Genomic DNA, 14,874 nt, shown 5'->3' with positions numbered 1-14,874 from the left:
TGGTCTCCTCAAAACTGACCCGACCTGTCGAAGCGGAAGAGTTCGGCGGGGCGGAACGCCGTCCCGGCCTCGCGGGCGCCCGTCGGCGCGATCCAGCCCCGGTCGCGCATGCGGCGGCGGAAGGCGGATTTGTTGAGGGGCGCGCCGCGGATCGCCGCGTGCACGTCCTGGAGCTGGCGGAGGGTGAAGTGCTCCGGGAGCAGCGCGAAGCCGACATCCGTGTAGTCGAGCTTGCCGCGCAGCCGCTTCACGGCGAGCGCCAGGATGTCGGCGTGGTCGAAGGCGAGGGCGAGGGGGGCGCCGTCCTCCGTGACGGCCGAGACCGGGCCGCCGGCCTCGCCCGCCCAGGGCACGACCAGCGTCGCCGCCGTCAGCGCGGCGCCGCCCGCCAGGGCCTCGGCGAAGGCCGCCTCCGGCAGCAGCGCCAGGTAGGCGACCGAGACGATGCGCATCCGCGGATCCCGGTCCACGGCACCGAAGGTGTAGAGCTGCTCGAGCCGCGCCCGCCCGATCCCGGCCTTGTCGCGCAGGACGCGCTCCGCGGCGGCGTCGAGGGTTTCGGCGATGCCCACGAACCCGCCCGGCAGGGCCCAGAGGCCCGCCTGCGGCTGCTGGCTCCGCCGCAGCAGGAGAGCGGCGAGCCGCCCCGCCCGGATCCCCAGCAGGACGAGATCCACCGCCAGGGCTGGCCGCTCGTAGGCCGCAGGATCGTAGCCTGCCAGGAACTCGGATTCGGTCATCGCTCGATTTCTACTCAGGTTGAGCATAACTAAGACGCAGGTTGCGCATATGTCAAGGCGACGGCGGATCCGTCAGGACGCGCCGCCGGGCGCACAGCTCCGCACCGGCTCCGCACAGATCCGCCGCGGCGCGGCCGGCCGGTGCGGGCCGGGCCTGGAAAAGGGCGAAGCTTCTCGTGGCGGCCGAGGGGCGGGCGCGGGAGCTTCAGCGGCGAGCCGGCCCCGATCCGCCGGCGCAGGAGGTTTCCCCGATGCCGTTCTTCGCTCCACGACCCGCGGTCGAGCCCCCCCGCAACGCCGCGTTGTCACCGCTCTTCCTCGCGCTGCTGGCGCTCCTCATCATGCTCGCCTCGGCCCACGCGGCGCCGGGGCCGGCGCGGGGCGGCCTGATGCTGCGCGGGCCGGCCGGCGCCGCGCCGGCCGAGGCCGTCCAGCTTGCCACCGACATCAGCGTCGATGTCAGCGGCCCGACCGCCCGGGCCACGGTCACCCAGGCCTTCCGCAACACCACGGCGGAGTGGGTCGAGGGCACCTACGTGTACCCCCTGCCGGAGGACGCGGCCGTCGACGGGATGAAGCTCGTCGTCGGCAACCGCGTGATCGTGGCCGACATCCGCGAGCGGGCGGCGGCCAAGCGCGCCTACGAGGCCGCGAAGGCGGCCGGGCAGTCGGCGGCCCTGACCGCGCAGGAGCGGCCCAACATCTTCACCAACGCGGTCGCCAATATCGGCCCCGGCGAGACGGTGGTGGTCCAGATCACCTATCAGCAGACGATCCCCGTCTCCGGCGAGACGCGGACGCTGCGCCTGCCGCTGGTCGTCGCGCCCCGCTACACTCCCGCCCCCGCCGCGGTGGACGCGGTCTCCCTCGACGGCGTGGCCGAGGCGGCCCGCGACCCGGTTCCGGATCGCGCCCGGATCAGCCCGCCGGTGCTCGACCCGGCCCTGTCCCCGCCGACCAACCCAGTCGCCGTCACCGTGCGGCTCCAGGCGGGCTTCGCCGTCGGCGCCGTCCGCAGCGCCACCCACGCGATCCGCGTGACCGAGACCGGCTCGGAGGCGCGCACCGTCACGCTGGCCGACGGCGTCGTGCCGGCCGACCGCGACCTCGAGCTGACCTGGGAGCCCGCTCCGAGCCGGGTGCCCGGCCTCGGCCTGTTCCGCGAGACCGTGGCCGGCCGGACCTACCTGCTGGCCGCCGTGAACCCGCCGGCGCTCGAGGCCGACGCGGCCACCCGGCCGGCGCGCGACGTCACCTTCGTGATCGACAATTCCGGCTCGATGTCCGGCGCCTCGATGCGGCAGGCCAAGGCCGGGCTGCTGGCCGGCCTCGCGCGTCTGACGCCGCAGGACCGCTTCAACGTCATCCGCTTCGACGACACCTGGGACGCGCTGCATCCCGAGCCGGTCCCGGCGACGCGGGCGGCCCTGGCGGAAGCCGAGCGCTTCGTCGCCGCCCTGGAGGCCCGCGGCGGCACCGAGATGCTGGCGCCGCTCAAGGCGGCCCTGGCCGATCCCCATCCGGAGGACGGGCGCGTGCGCCAGGTCGTGTTCCTCACCGACGGGGCCGTCGGCGACGAGGAGCGGATCTTCGCGGCGATCCACGCCAATCTCGGGCGCACGCGCCTGTTCATGGTCGGCATCGGCTCGGCGCCCAACGGCCACCTGATGCGCCACGCCGCCGAGATCGGCCGCGGCAGCTTCACGGAGATCCGCGACCTCGCCCTGGTCGGCGAACGGACCCGCGCGCTCTACGAGAAGCTGGAATCCCCCGCCGTCACCGACCTGACCGCGACCTTCTCGGTCCCGGGCGTCGCCGTCACGCCGGGCGCGCTGCCCGACCTGTATCGCGGCGAGCCGATGGTCTTCGCCGCGCAGCTGCCGGAGGCGGCCGAGGGGACCGTCCACGGGACCGTGACCGTCTCGGGCCGCGTGGGCGGCCGGATCTGGACCCGGACCCTGCCCCTCGCCGCGGCCGGCACGGGCGCCGGCATCTCCAAGGTCTGGGCGCGCTCCCGGATCGGCGAGACCGAGACCGCGCGGATCACCGGACGCCTCGGCGCGGAGGCGGCCGACGCCACCATCCTGGCGCTGGCCCTGGAGCACGGCCTGACGACGCGGCTGACCAGCCTCGTGGCCATCGACGCCACGCCCCGCCGGGCGCCGGGCACGCCCCTCGTCGCCGCCGACCTGCCGCTGAACCTGCCGGCGGGCTGGGACTTCGCCAAGGTGTTCGGCACGGACCGGAGCGGCGAAGCGCCCGCCGACGACAAGTCCGCCCGGATCGTGCCGATCCATGCCGGCGAGGCGGGCGTCGACCTCCCGCAGACCGGGGCCGGGATCCTGGCGCAGCTCGGCCTGGGCCTGCTCCTCGCCCTCCTGGGCCTCCTGCTGGGCGCTGGCCTGCAGCGGCGCGGCGTCCGGCGGATCGGGGACGCGCGATGAGCCGCTCCCCGGTATCCGGACTGGGGAGGGCCCTCGCGGCCCTCCTCACCCTCGGGGGGCTCGGGTTGGCGGCGCAGGCCGCCTGGATCCCCGCCAAGGCCGCCCTGGCGCAGGTGCTGCTGGAGCGCGCCTTCGCCCGCACGCTGGCCGAGGGGCACCCCGCCAAGCCCTGGCCCTGGGCCGACACCGAGCCGGTCGCCCGCCTCACCGTCGCGGGCCGCAGCTTCGTGGTGCTGCGGGGCGGGAGCGGCCAGGCCCTGGCTTTCGGCCCGGGCCATCTGGACGGTACGCCGGAGGCCGGCGCGCCCGGCACCGCAATCTTCGCCGCCCACCGCGACACGCAGTTCGCGGTGCTGGGGCGCCTCGGGCCCGGCGATCCCGTCACGGTGACGGGCCGCGACGGCCGGACCCGGCATTTCCGCGTCACCGGCACGCGGGTGGCGCGGTGGGACGCCTCGGGCATCGACCCGCAGGCGGCCGGCCGGCATCTCGACCTCGTCACCTGCTGGCCCCTGGAGGCGCTTCGGGCCGGACCGCTCCGGTTGATCGTCGAGACGGAGCTGGCGTCGGAGGCGGGGCGTTCCTGACGGGCCGCCGTGGATGGCCAGCTTGGCCGCGCTTGCGCAATTGTGCGGTTTCGTGCGGATCTGTCCGGATCAAGCCCGCGCGAGCCGTGCCTGTGAGCGAGATCGAACTGTCCGAGGCGCAGAGCCGCGCCATTGCCCAGACTGTGCGCGAGGCGCTGGCCCGCCGGCGCATCTCCCGTCAGACGCTGGCCGAAGAGGCCCGGATCAGCATCTCGACCCTGGAGAAGGCGCTTGCCGGCCGCCGGCCCTTCACCCTGGCGACGACGATCCGGCTGGAGGAGGCCCTGGGCCAATCCCTCCGCCAGGAACCGGGGCGACCGGCTCCGGAGACGGCCCGTCACGCGCCCGACGAACTCGGCTCCTACTCCCGGGAGAGCGTGGCCTGGATCGAGGGGCGCTATCTCACCCTGCGGCCCTCCTTCGGGACGGCCGGCGCGATCTTCGCCTACCGCACCGAGATCGCCTGGGACGCAGAGTCGGCCCGCCTCGTGTTCCGCGAAGCCGAGCGGCTTGACGCCCCCTTCGCGCAATCCGGCAGCGTCGCCGTGCCGAGCCAGTCGGGCATGATCTATCTGGTGACCAACTGGCACGGGCAGCACCGCCTGGCGGTCCTGTGCCGCCCGAACATCCAGGGCGAGATGTACGGGGTCCTGACCACGCTCCATGCGGGGCGCGGCACCCAGCTGACCCCCGCCGCGGCGCCCCTGGCGCTGCTCCCGGAGCAGGCCGGCGCATTCGGCTACGGGCGCATCGGACCTGAGGAGCCGGGCTTCGCACCGTACCGCGCCTATCTCGCCCGCGTGCACGAGGACGGCTACGCCACCTTCTTCACGGGTGTCGCCTGACGGGGCCGGGCGCGATGCGGATGGGCCGGCGCCCCTGGCCGTGATGGGCCGGTCGACACAGCAGCCGACGCGTTCGGCCGACCGCGCGTTGCGCCGGCTGCGGACAGGAGACGTCCCGCGCCGGATCGGCCCCCCTCGCGCTCGCGCAGGCGCCGGCCGGCCGGCCGAAGACCCTGCGCCCGTTCGGGTGCCCGTCGAAGCCTCCGTCCTTGGAGAGGGCCGCTCCGTGAGCAGACCCTCTCCGGACCCGGCGGGCCGCCGGGTTCAGGGCGCGCTACTGGGCCGCGATGTTGTAGGCGAGCGCCGACGAGGCGAGGGAGGCCCCCCACACGCAGAGCGTCGTGCTCGTTCCCATGGTCGGCACCGCGATCAGCGCGCCGACGCTGGCCACGGCGAGGCCGATCGCTGCCCCGTACAGTGCGTCGTCGCTCACGCCGCCGGCGACACAATCGATCTCTTCATCCGTCAATTCGCGGATCTCTGGCACATTCTTCATCATCGCGACCTTTCGATATCGATGGTTGAATGCCGAATTATCCATCGGCGTCGCGCAGGCAGCCCCAAAGCGTTCGAGAGATCAAATCGTATAGAAGCACTATAGCCTGCGTCCGGGCGAGGTCCTATCGCCGGTGCCGTCCTGCCCTGGGCTCCGGAGCCGCGACGGCAGAGGTGAAGATCTGCCGCTTCGATCGCGACGACTGCGCCGCGATCACCGAGAGGAGTCGGCATCCGGTGGGGCTCCGAGCCCGCGTCCGGAACGCGCCGACGCTCGCCCATGCTCCGATGCTGCGGGCGTCCGGCCTTGCGATCGCGTTGGTGATCACATCGCGGCGTCGAGGCTGAGCAACCGTCGATCAACGCACCGGGTCGACGGGGCGTCGAGGCATGCGCGAAGCGGGCTCGTCGATCGACGGCATCGGATCAATGCCCAGGAGGGCTGCGAGATCCGGCCCGGCATTCGGCTCCAGCAGGTCGGCGAGGGTATGTCGGTCGAGGACCGCGAGGAACGCGGCGAGCGCTTCGTTCAAGACACCCTTGAGGCGGCACGCGGGCGTGATCGCACAGGCCGCACCGGCGAAGCAGGGGACCAGCGCCAGATCCTCCTCCATGGCCCGCACGACGTCTCCGACGCGGATCTGGTCCGCGGGCCGGCCCAGAAGCAAGCCGCCGCCCCGGCCGCGCGTCGTCCGGATCAATCCCAGCCGGCCCAGCTGATGCACCACCTTCACCAAGTGATGCTCGGAGATCCCGTAGGCCGCCGCGACGCCGGCTATGGAGCCCTGCCGGGGGCCCAGCGAGCCGAGATAGATCAGAGTGCGCAGGCCGTAATCGGTGAAGCGGGTCAGCCGCATGTCAACTCCGTAACAGCCCTTAAGGTGTATGACGATTGCACCTTTAAAAATGGGCCGTCATAAGGTGCATGTAATATGCATCTTGAGGACCGCCATGCCTGCCCCGCTGAGTCCCTCCACCGTCGCCCTCATCAAAGCCACGATTCCCGCCCTGGAGGCGCGAGGCCTGGACATCACGCGGCGCATGTACGAGCGCCTGTTCGAGAACGCCGAGATGCGCGACCTCTTCAACCAGTCGCACCATGGGGCAGCGGGCTCGCAGCCGAAGGCCCTCGCGCAAGCCGTGCTGGCCTATGCCCGCAACATCGACAATCTGAGCGTTCTCGGCGGGGCGGTGGAGCGCATCGCGCAGAAGCATGTCGCGCTCAACATCCTCCCCGAGCACTATCCGCACGTCGCGGATGCGCTGCTCGGCGCGATCGGCGACATTCTGGGCGATGCGGCGACGTCCGAGATCTGCGCGGCCTGGGGAGACGCGTACTGGCTCCTGGCGGAGATCCTGATCGGGCGCGAGGCGGCCATCTACCGCGACCACGCCGCAAAGCCTGGAGGCTGGACCGGCTGGCGCGCGTTCCAGGTCGAGAGCGTGACCCAGGAGAGCGAGACGATCCGCTCCTTCGTGCTGGCGCCGGTCGATGGGGGGCCCGTGCTGCGCCACCAGCCCGGTCAGTACCTCGGCTTCCTCTTCGACCTGCCAGGCCAGGGCGTTCTGAAACGCAATTACTCGGTCTCGTGTGCCCCGAACGACCGCGTCTACCGCATCACCGTCAAGCGCGAGAACGCGCCCGGTGCGCCGGCCGGTGTCGTCTCGAACTGGCTGCACGACGCGGCCGGCATCGGCACGATCCTGCGCGTGGCACCGCCGTCGGGCGACTTCTTCCTCGACCGGTCGACGAACGGCCCGGTGGTCCTGGTCAGCGGCGGCGTCGGACTGACGCCGATGGTGAGCATGCTGGCCGCCATCGCGGATGAGATGCCCGAGCGCCCGACTTGGTATGTCCACGGAGCCCTCAACGGCCGTGTCCATGCGCTGCGGGACGCGACGGCCGCCGCAGCCTCGGGGCGCGCGCATATCCGCGTCCGGACCTTCTACGCCCAGCCGGACGCGCAGGACCGGCGTGGCGAACATTACGACGAGGCGGGTCTCATCACGGCGGATTGGCTCGTCGCGAACACGCCGCAGGCCGAAGCGGTCTACTACCTCTGCGGTCCCAAGCCGTTTCTGGCCGCGCTCGTGAACGGCCTGCAGCGCCACGGCGTCCCGGCCGAGCGGGTCCGCTTCGAATTCTTCGGGCCGGCGGACGAATTGCTGGAGGACGAGGTGCGGCGCGTCGCCTGATCGTGGCGCCACGGCCGGGTGTCGGCGGCGCCGCGAACGGCGCTGCCGCCTCCCGTGATCGCGCGTACGGGCGCCGGACCGCCCGGTGCCGACGGAACGGGCGTCCGCCGTCGAACGCCGCGGGCCGCCCTGCCGTCCCTATCCCGTCAGCCGCTCGATCAGGGCCAGAGTCCGGCGACCGGTGTCGTCGAAGGCAGGCAGATCGATCATGGGGTCGGGCTTGGCGACGGCGGTCAGTCGCGCGCGGTCGCGGATGACGATCTCCTGGCCCGCAACGCCGATGCCGATCTTGGTGAGGGCTTTGAGGGCACGGGAGAAGGACTCGCGCGTCATCCCGAGTTCGGACGCGATCATGTGCTTCTCATAGGGCAGGATCGCGCGGTCCGGCGTGCCCTGCCGTTCGGATAGGACGAGGATATGGCATCCGACGCGCTCGGCCGCGGAGCGCAGCTTCAGATTCTTGGTCTGCCGCACCATCCGACGGAACTGCTCGGCGAGCGTTTCCAGAACCGCCTTCGCCAGATGCGGGTTGCGTTCCACCGCGTCGCGGAACGCATCGGCCGGAATGAGCAGGAAGCGGGTCGGCTCCGGAGCCCGCCCCTGCATCAGATACGGCGATGCGGTCACGACGGCGGCAGGGATCAACAGGTCCGGCGCCCTCACGACTTCGATGAGCACCTCGCGGCCATCGCGGGATCGTCCGAAGAGCTGAACCGATCCCGACAGGACGACGATCTGGAAGGTCGGGACCTCGCCCTGCGCGAAAAGGATCGTCCCCGCCGGCACTTCGTGCTCGAGCGTGTGCTGGAACATGGTGCGGATGCGCGGTGCCTCCTTGCTGCTGTCACCCGTTCCGGGATCGGTGTTCGCTTCTCCGCGCATGGCAAGCTGCGCTTCCACTCGACCTCGGCATCGTGAGAACCGGGGCGCATTCCGGCCTTGATGCATATCAACTGCAGATTTGGCCCAACCCCGATCCCGATCCGGCATCGACCGCGCACCGCCGACCCGCGGCGAACGCGAACCGCCGGAGCCGGCAAGCGCCCTGGGGTCGGATGTGACTGCGGTGCGCCGATCCACCCGATGTCGGCGCGGAGGCGGGCCTGCAGCCCTACGACCAGCTGTGGGCGGGCGCCGAGAGGGCATTGGGCATGCCTTCGAAGAGCGAGCCTCTGCGTCGAAGCCCGTCCCCCTAAGGCATCCCGGAATCTGCATCTCGACGGGGCGCAACGCGCGTCCGTCTTCAGTCGCCCTCCAGGCTTTCTGCGATCAGTGCCATGCGCACCAGCTCGGACAGGCTGCCCGCCTGCAGCTTGGACATGACGTTGGCCCGGTAGATCTCGACGGTCCGCGGGCTGATGCCAAGATCGAGCCCGATGACCTTGTTGGCCTTGCCGGCGACCAGTCCTTCCAGGACCTGGCGCTCGCGCTCGCTGAGTGCGGCCAAGCGCGCCCGCACCGCGTCCCCCTCGGCGTCGCGCGTCCGGGCGCGATCCGCCCGCGCCAAGGCCGATCGGATGCTGGCGAGAAGAACGTCGTCGTCGAAGGGCTTCTCGATGAAGTCCACCGCGCCGGCCTTCATCGCTTCGACCGCGAGCGCGACGTCCGCATGGCCTGTCATGACGATCACGGGCGGCATCCGGCCTCTCTGCCGGAGGCGGTGCAGCAGTTCGACGCCGTCGATGTCGGGCATGCGCACGTCCGTGACGATGCATCCGACACGGTCGGTCCCCGCGGCGAGGAAGGCGGTCGCCGAGTCGTGCACCTGGACGGCCAGTCCGTCGGTCGCCAGCAGGAAGGCGAGGGACTGGCGCACCGCGAGATCGTCATCCACGATGTGCACGGGCGCGTCAGTCGACATGAGCCATCTCCTCGCGGTCGAGCGTGCGCAGGGTGAAGCGGAAGGTCGTTCCGCCGTCCGGACCCGGGCAGGCCAGGATCTTGCCGCCATGGGCCTCGACGATGGTTCGACAGATCGACAGGCCGACGCCCATGCCGTTCGCCTTCGTTGTCACGAAGGGCTGGAACAGCTGCTCGGCGATCTCGGGCGCGATGCCGGTCCCGGTATCCGACACCCGTATCTCGACCAGGCCTTCGGCCGGACGCGCCCGCGTCCCGACGACGAGTTCGCGCCGGGTCACGTCCTGCATGGCCTCGATCGCGTTGCGGATGAGGTTGAGCAGGACCTGCTGCACTTGGATCCGGTCGGCCAGCACGAGCGGCGCATCCGGGTCGAGATCGAAGCGGACGCGCACGCCCTTCTCCTTGGCGCCGACGAGGGCGAGGGCGCTCGCCTCCTCGACCAGCTTGGGCAGGCTTTCGATATGCCGCTCGTTCTCGCCGCGCGATACGAAGTCCCGCAGGTGCCGGATCACCTGTCCGGCTCTCAGGGCCTGATCGGCCGCTTGGTTCACCGCGTCGGAGAGCCGGGCCGCCTCCGGGCCTTCCATGCGCCCGAGGAGGCGGCGGCAGCCCTTGAGGTAGCTCGCGATCGCTGTCAGCGGCTGGTTGATCTCGTGCGCCAGCGTCGATGCCATCTCGCCCAGGGCGGTGAAGCGCGACATGTGCACCAGCTCGGACTGCAACTCCTGCAGACGCATCTCCGTCTGGTTCCGTTCGGTGAGGTCGCGGATGAAGCCGGTGAAGTAGCGCACGCCGCCCGAGCGCATCTCGCCGACCGCCAATTCCATCGGGAAGGTCGAGCCGTCCTTGCGCTGGCCGACCACGACGCGGCCGATGCCGATGATGCGGCGTTCTCCGGTCGAACGGTAGCGCGCCATGTAGGCGTCGTGCTGGCTCCGATAGGGTTCCGGCATCAGCAGGCTGACATTCCGGCCAACCATCTCGTCCGGCCCGTAGCCGAACTGCCGCACGGCCGCCGCGCTGAACGATTTGATCTGCGCCTGCTCGTCGATGACGATCATGGCGTCGGGGACCGTATCGAGGATCGAGCGCAGATGCGCCTCGCGCGCCCGCAGGTCTTCGTCGGCCTGCTTCTGTTCGTGAATGCTGAAGACCACGCCGCGGTGGCGGCACGGTCGACCGTCGGCGCCGATCTGCACGCGGCCGCGCGAACGCAGCCAGTGGACGCGTCCATCGGGATGCACCGCCCGATAATCGACCTCGTAGCGTCCGCCCTCCGCCAGCGCGCGCCCGATGGCGTCCGCCCTGGCTGCGCGGTCGTCCGGATGCACGAAGGCCTGCATCGCGTCGAAGGAGGTCAGGCGGTCCGGCGGCACCCCGAACAGACGGATGCAGGACGGCAAGATCGTGACGCGCCCGGTCCGGACGTCGAGGGCCCAGCCGCAGATGCCCGCTTCGTCGAGAGTCAGCCGAAGTCCCTCCGCGTCGAAGGGGTCGTCGCCGCGGGAACCCGGATCGTTGGGAGGGTCAGACGTCGTCATGTCGGCCGTACGGGGGGACGGCATCGTCATCCGTCCGGATCGTCGGCGCCCGTCTTACAACGCCGGGTCCATCAAGAAACAGCCGGCGCGCACCGCGGTCGTCGGTCCTCCGGGAGGGCCTGGCCGGCGGGGCTCCTGGCGGCCCGCGATCCTGGCCTCGAGCCGCCGACGCCTCCGCCCCGCATCCGGCTGCCCGCGGCGCGGCGGGGCCGAGAACGCGGCTTGCACGGCGCAGGGGGCGGCCGCGCGGCGCCCGGGGAGGGCTGGCCGGTTACGCTTAAGCGCGTGATGCGATTTCGGATTTTGGAATGGAGCGGGTGAAGGGAATCGAACCCTCGTATTCAGCTTGGAAGGCTGCTGCTCTACCATTGAGCTACACCCGCGCGGGCGGATCGTTAGCACGCTGCGATGCCCGTGAGAAGGTGGGGCGCGGCCGGCGATGAACGGCCGCCGCGAAGGGACGATCCTCCGGCGCCGCGCCGCTCGGCAACCCGGCACCGCCTCGAAACGAGGGGCTTGCGACGATCGCGTCGCTCCAGCCGGGGGCACTCGTCGCGGGACCGAGGCGTCGCCCGATCAGCCGAGCCCCAGCGCGGCGCGGGCCTCGACGGGCGTCGCGACCCGCCGGCCGTGCCGGGCCACCGCCTCGGCGGCGAGGCCGACCAGTTCGGCGTTGCTGGCCGCCAGACGATCCTTCGTCACCCGGATGTTGTCCTCCAGGCCGGTGCGGACCGCGTCGGCGCCGCGGGCGAGCGCCCAGTCCATCACGATCGCCTGGTTGCGGCCGATCCCGGCCGCCGTCCACGTCGCCTCCGGCAGGATCCGCCGCGTCTCGGCGAGCAGGATGTCGAGGAGGTGCTCCTCGGCCGGCATCGCGTTCTGGACGCCCATGACGAACTGCACGTGCGGGCGCGCGTCGATCAGGCCCGCCTCCACGAGGCGCTTGGCGCCGTGCAGGTGCGAGAGGTCGAAGATCTCGATCTCGGGCCGGACGCCATACTGCTTCATCTGGCCGGCGAGGTCGGTCACGAGGCTCGCGGAATTCTCGTAGACGATCGTCGGGAAGTTCACCGAGCCGGTGGACAGGGACGCCATGTCGGGCCGGTGCTTGAGCGAGAGGCCGCGGGCGGCCGGGTCGCGCCCGCGCCCCCCCGTGGAGAACTGCACGATCATCCCCGGGCAGTGCTCGCGCAGCCCCGCCTGCACGGCGGCGAACTTGTCCGGGTCGGAGGAGGGCGACTCGTCGTCGTTGCGCACGTGGATGTGGCAGAGCGTGGCGCCCGCCTCGAAGGCCTGATGCGTCGACTCGACCTGCTCGGAGACGGTGACCGGAACGGCCGGGTTGTCGGTCTTGCGCGGCACGGAGCCGGTGATCGCCACCGCGATCACAACGGGCGCCTCGCTCCGGGATCCTGCCATCCGCCTGTCCTCCCTGCCTCTCTTGGAATTCGGAATCCCGGATAGCGCCGTGGAAGCCGGATCTGAACCGCCCGTCGCGGGCGGCAGATCCGTCTGCGGGACATCTCGGGCCGGATGACAGCCCGGACCCGTGTCCCGACGGACTTGTGTCTCGCCGGCGCTTGCCGCACCTCTTCCGGCCGCGAGGCACACGATGAACGACACGATCCTGGTCCTGAACGGGCCGAACCTGAACCTGCTCGGCAAGCGCCAGCCCGAGATCTACGGCCGCGAGACCCTGGCCGACGTCGAGGCCCTGTGCCGCGAGACCGCCGCCGGCTTCGGGCTCACGGTCGATTTCCGCCAGAGCAACGCCGAGCACGTGCTGATCGACGCGATCCACGATTTCCGGGTCGGCTCGGCCGGCATCGTCATCAACGCGGGCGCCTACACCCATACCTCCGTGGCGCTCCTCGACGCGCTCAACACCTGCGAGGTGCCGGTGATCGAGTGCCACATCTCGAACGTCCACCGGCGCGAGGCCTTCCGCCACCACTCCTACATCTCGCTCGCCGCCACGGCGGTGCTGGCGGGGTTCGGCACGCACGGCTACGCGCTCGCCATCCGCCACCTCGCGCATCTGCGGGCCGGCAAGCCTGCATGAGGCGCGGATAGCGCCGCGATCAGGGTTGACGCTGGCGGAGACAGGGCGGAGGAGGGCGGTCAGGCCCTAGTTTCACGCGCGCTCCCCGGCCGGACCGGTCCTCATGGCCCCGGAGAGCGCCTCAAGCGGAGCGCGCACGCCGCATGACCAGCCCCTTCCTGCCCCTCGACCGGACCGTCATCGCCCGCGAGGCGGCCAAGATGTTCCTCGAGATCGGTGCCGTCCTCTTCTACAAGGACGAGCCGTTCAAGTTCACCTCCGGCTGGGCGAGCCCGGTTTACACCGACAGCCGGAAGATCATCTCGTTCCCGCGCCTGCGCTCGACGCTGATGGACTTCGCCACCGCCACGATCGTGCGCGAGATCGGCTACGAGCAGCTCACCCACATCGCGGGCGGCGAGACCGCCGGCATCCCCTTCGCGGCCTGGATCGCCGACCGGATGATGCTGCCCATGCAGTATATCCGCAAGAAGCCCAAGGGCTTCGGCCGCAACGCCCAGATCGAGGGCGAGATCGTCGACGGCGCCCGGACGCTGCTGGTCGAGGATCTGGCCACCGACGGACGCAGCAAGGTCAATTTCTGCAAGGCCCTGCGCGAGTCCGGCGCCCAGGTCGATCACTGCTTCGTGCTGTTCTACTACGACATCTTCCCCGGCAGCGCCGCGCTGATGGAGGAGATCGGCATCAAGCTCCACTACCTCACCACGTGGTGGGACGTGCTGGCGGTGGCCAAGGAGATGGGCACCTTCGACCCGAAGACGCTCGACGAGGTCGAGCGCTTCCTCAACGCGCCGGCCGAGTGGTCGGCCGCCCATGGCGGCATCTCCGCCTTCGGCCAGGCCTGAGGGGTTTTCGCGATGGGCGTCGCAGACCTGTTCCCCGCCGAGCGCCAGGACGCGAAGCCGGCCGACCGGATCACGATCCGCCGGCCGGACGACTGGCACATCCACCTGCGCGACGGCGCGATGCTGAAGGCGGTGCTGCCCTACACGGCGGCGCAGTTCGCCCGGGGCATCATCATGCCGAACCTCGTGCCGCCGGTGACCACGGTCGCCGCCGCGGAGGCCTATCGCGCGCGGATCCTGGCGGCCCTTCCCGCCGGCATGGACTTCACCCCGCTCATGACCTGCTACCTGCGGGACGACACCGATCCGGACGAGATCGAGCGCGGCTTCCGGGAGAAGGTCTGGGTCGCCGCCAAGCTCTATCCGGCGGGCGCGACCACGAACTCCCATGCGGGCGTCACCGACCTCCTGGGGATCGCGCCTGTGCTGGAGCGGATGGAGCGGATCGGCATGCCGCTCCTGATCCACGGCGAGGCCACCGACCCGGAGATCGACATCTTCGACCGCGAGGCCGCGTTCATGGAGGGCAGCCTGATCCCGCTGCTCGGCCGGCACCAGGGGCTGAAGGTCACCGTGGAGCACGCCACCACGGCGGAGATCCTCGACGTGGTCCGGGAGCACCGGAGCCGGTGCGCGGCCACGGTCACGCCGCACCACCTCGTGATCAACCGGACGCACATCTTCCAGGGCGGGCTGCGCCCGCACCTGTACTGCCTGCCGGTGGCCAAGCGCGAGCGGCACCGGCTGGCCCTGCGCAGGGCCGCGACATCCGGCGAGGCCTGCTTCTATCTCGGCACCGACACCGCCCCCCACGTCCGCGGCGCCAAGGAGGCGGCCTGCGGCTGCGCGGGCGTGTTCTGCGGGCCGAGCGCGCTCCAGACCTACGTGCAGGTCTTCGACGAGGAGGGGGCGCTCGATAAGTTCGAGGCCTTCGCCTCCCTCAACGGCGCCCGCTTCCACGGTCTGGAGCCGAATGCCGGGACCGTCACCCTGGAGCGCCGGCCCGGCCGCGTCGCCGAGGCCGTGACCGTGGACGACACCGCGGTGGTGGTGTTCCGGGGTGACGAGACGCTGCCCTGGTCGGTGGTGTGACCGCCTAGGCTGAGGACAGCGCACCGTCATCGCGAGCGGCGCGAAGCGACCCAGGGCAGCGCGACATCGGCGATCGTCGCGCGACACTGGATTGCTTCGCTGCGCTCGCGATGACGGACATCGGCACTCCATCCAATCAGCCAAAGCCATCTTTGCCTGGATCC

Annotated in this window: 14 protein-coding genes and 1 tRNA gene; 7 read left to right on the top strand and 8 right to left on the bottom strand. The window is 71.2% G+C overall.

Going from position 1 to position 14,874, the window contains the following annotated elements; translation table 11 throughout:
• Window positions 1-8 precede the first annotated feature (8 nt).
• Window positions 9-740: an NUDIX hydrolase gene (locus tag GGQ91_RS01745; RefSeq protein ID WP_043386747.1), complete on the bottom strand. Its 732-nt coding sequence runs from the start codon at window positions 738-740 to the stop codon at window positions 9-11.
• A 251-nt stretch (window positions 741-991) separates the two neighbouring features.
• On the opposite strand from GGQ91_RS01745, the gene GGQ91_RS01740 reads away from it, so the two are divergent.
• The 3 genes from GGQ91_RS01740 (at window position 992) to GGQ91_RS01730 (ending at window position 4,616) form a co-directional block, all read left to right on the top strand.
• Window positions 992-3,184 carry a marine proteobacterial sortase target protein gene (locus tag GGQ91_RS01740; RefSeq protein WP_182591224.1) on the top strand — a complete coding sequence of 731 codons (2,193 nt, stop codon included), beginning with the start codon at window positions 992-994 and terminating at the stop codon, window positions 3,182-3,184.
• Window positions 3,181-3,771: a class GN sortase gene (locus tag GGQ91_RS01735; RefSeq protein WP_043353988.1), complete on the top strand. Its 591-nt coding sequence runs from the start codon at window positions 3,181-3,183 to the stop codon at window positions 3,769-3,771. Before GGQ91_RS01740 ends, GGQ91_RS01735 begins: the two co-directional genes overlap by 4 nt.
• Window positions 3,772-3,863: 92 nt before the next feature.
• A complete protein-coding gene (locus GGQ91_RS01730; RefSeq protein WP_182591223.1) occupies window positions 3,864-4,616 on the top strand; it encodes a helix-turn-helix domain-containing protein in 753 nt (250 codons plus the stop codon).
• 274 nt (window positions 4,617-4,890) lie between these two features.
• Here GGQ91_RS01730 and GGQ91_RS01725 read toward each other — a convergent pair whose 3' ends face one another.
• Both GGQ91_RS01725 and GGQ91_RS01720 read right to left on the bottom strand, forming a co-directional pair.
• Window positions 4,891-5,049, bottom strand: a complete 159-nt coding sequence (locus GGQ91_RS01725) for a hypothetical protein (RefSeq protein WP_158498482.1) — start codon at window positions 5,047-5,049, stop codon at window positions 4,891-4,893.
• Between the two features lie 421 nt (window positions 5,050-5,470).
• Window positions 5,471-5,968, bottom strand: coding sequence for an Rrf2 family transcriptional regulator (locus tag GGQ91_RS01720; RefSeq protein ID WP_043386753.1), 498 nt, complete (start codon window positions 5,966-5,968; stop codon window positions 5,471-5,473).
• Between the two features lie 94 nt (window positions 5,969-6,062).
• On the opposite strand from GGQ91_RS01720, the gene hmpA reads away from it, so the two are divergent.
• A complete protein-coding gene (gene hmpA, locus GGQ91_RS01715) occupies window positions 6,063-7,307 on the top strand; it encodes an NO-inducible flavohemoprotein (protein ID WP_182591222.1) in 1,245 nt (414 codons plus the stop codon).
• Between the two features lie 138 nt (window positions 7,308-7,445).
• On the opposite strand, the gene GGQ91_RS01710 is transcribed toward hmpA, so the two are convergent.
• The 5 genes from GGQ91_RS01710 to GGQ91_RS01690 all read right to left on the bottom strand — a co-directional run bounded on the left by GGQ91_RS01710 (window position 7,446) and on the right by GGQ91_RS01690 (window position 12,130).
• Window positions 7,446-8,387 carry a cyclic nucleotide-binding domain-containing protein gene (locus GGQ91_RS01710; RefSeq protein WP_343066742.1) on the bottom strand — a complete coding sequence of 314 codons (942 nt, stop codon included), beginning with the start codon at window positions 8,385-8,387 and terminating at the stop codon, window positions 7,446-7,448.
• A gap of 163 nt (window positions 8,388-8,550) precedes the next feature.
• On the bottom strand, window positions 8,551-9,168 hold the full coding sequence (fixJ, locus tag GGQ91_RS01705) for a response regulator FixJ (RefSeq protein ID WP_053611094.1): 618 nt from the start codon (window positions 9,166-9,168) through the stop codon (window positions 8,551-8,553).
• Window positions 9,158-10,711: a PAS domain-containing sensor histidine kinase gene (locus GGQ91_RS01700; protein ID WP_182591221.1), complete on the bottom strand. Its 1,554-nt coding sequence runs from the start codon at window positions 10,709-10,711 to the stop codon at window positions 9,158-9,160. Before GGQ91_RS01700 ends, fixJ begins: the two co-directional genes overlap by 11 nt.
• Window positions 10,712-11,020: 309 nt before the next feature.
• Window positions 11,021-11,094 (bottom strand) — tRNA-Gly (locus GGQ91_RS01695).
• Between the two features lie 193 nt (window positions 11,095-11,287).
• The gene (locus GGQ91_RS01690; RefSeq protein ID WP_075381315.1) at window positions 11,288-12,130 is read right to left on the bottom strand and encodes a 3-oxoadipate:acetyl-CoA acetyltransferase; all 843 of its coding nucleotides are present in this window, start codon (window positions 12,128-12,130) and stop codon (window positions 11,288-11,290) included.
• A gap of 193 nt (window positions 12,131-12,323) precedes the next feature.
• On the opposite strand from GGQ91_RS01690, the gene aroQ reads away from it, so the two are divergent.
• The 3 genes from aroQ (at window position 12,324) to pyrC (ending at window position 14,710) form a co-directional block, all read left to right on the top strand.
• Complete coding sequence (gene aroQ, locus GGQ91_RS01685) at window positions 12,324-12,773, top strand: type II 3-dehydroquinate dehydratase (RefSeq protein WP_179697684.1); 450 nt, start codon at window positions 12,324-12,326, stop codon at window positions 12,771-12,773.
• 143 nt (window positions 12,774-12,916) lie between these two features.
• Window positions 12,917-13,618: an orotate phosphoribosyltransferase gene (locus tag GGQ91_RS01680; protein WP_053611097.1), complete on the top strand. Its 702-nt coding sequence runs from the start codon at window positions 12,917-12,919 to the stop codon at window positions 13,616-13,618.
• A 12-nt stretch (window positions 13,619-13,630) separates the two neighbouring features.
• A complete protein-coding gene (gene pyrC / locus GGQ91_RS01675) occupies window positions 13,631-14,710 on the top strand; it encodes a dihydroorotase (protein WP_182591220.1) in 1,080 nt (359 codons plus the stop codon).
• The last annotated feature ends 164 nt before the right edge of the window (window positions 14,711-14,874 follow it).

Source organism: Methylobacterium fujisawaense (genome assembly GCF_014138435.1).
Classification (GTDB): Bacteria; Pseudomonadota; Alphaproteobacteria; order Rhizobiales; family Beijerinckiaceae; genus Methylobacterium; species Methylobacterium fujisawaense.
This window is presented reverse-complemented; position numbering and strand designations above follow the sequence as displayed.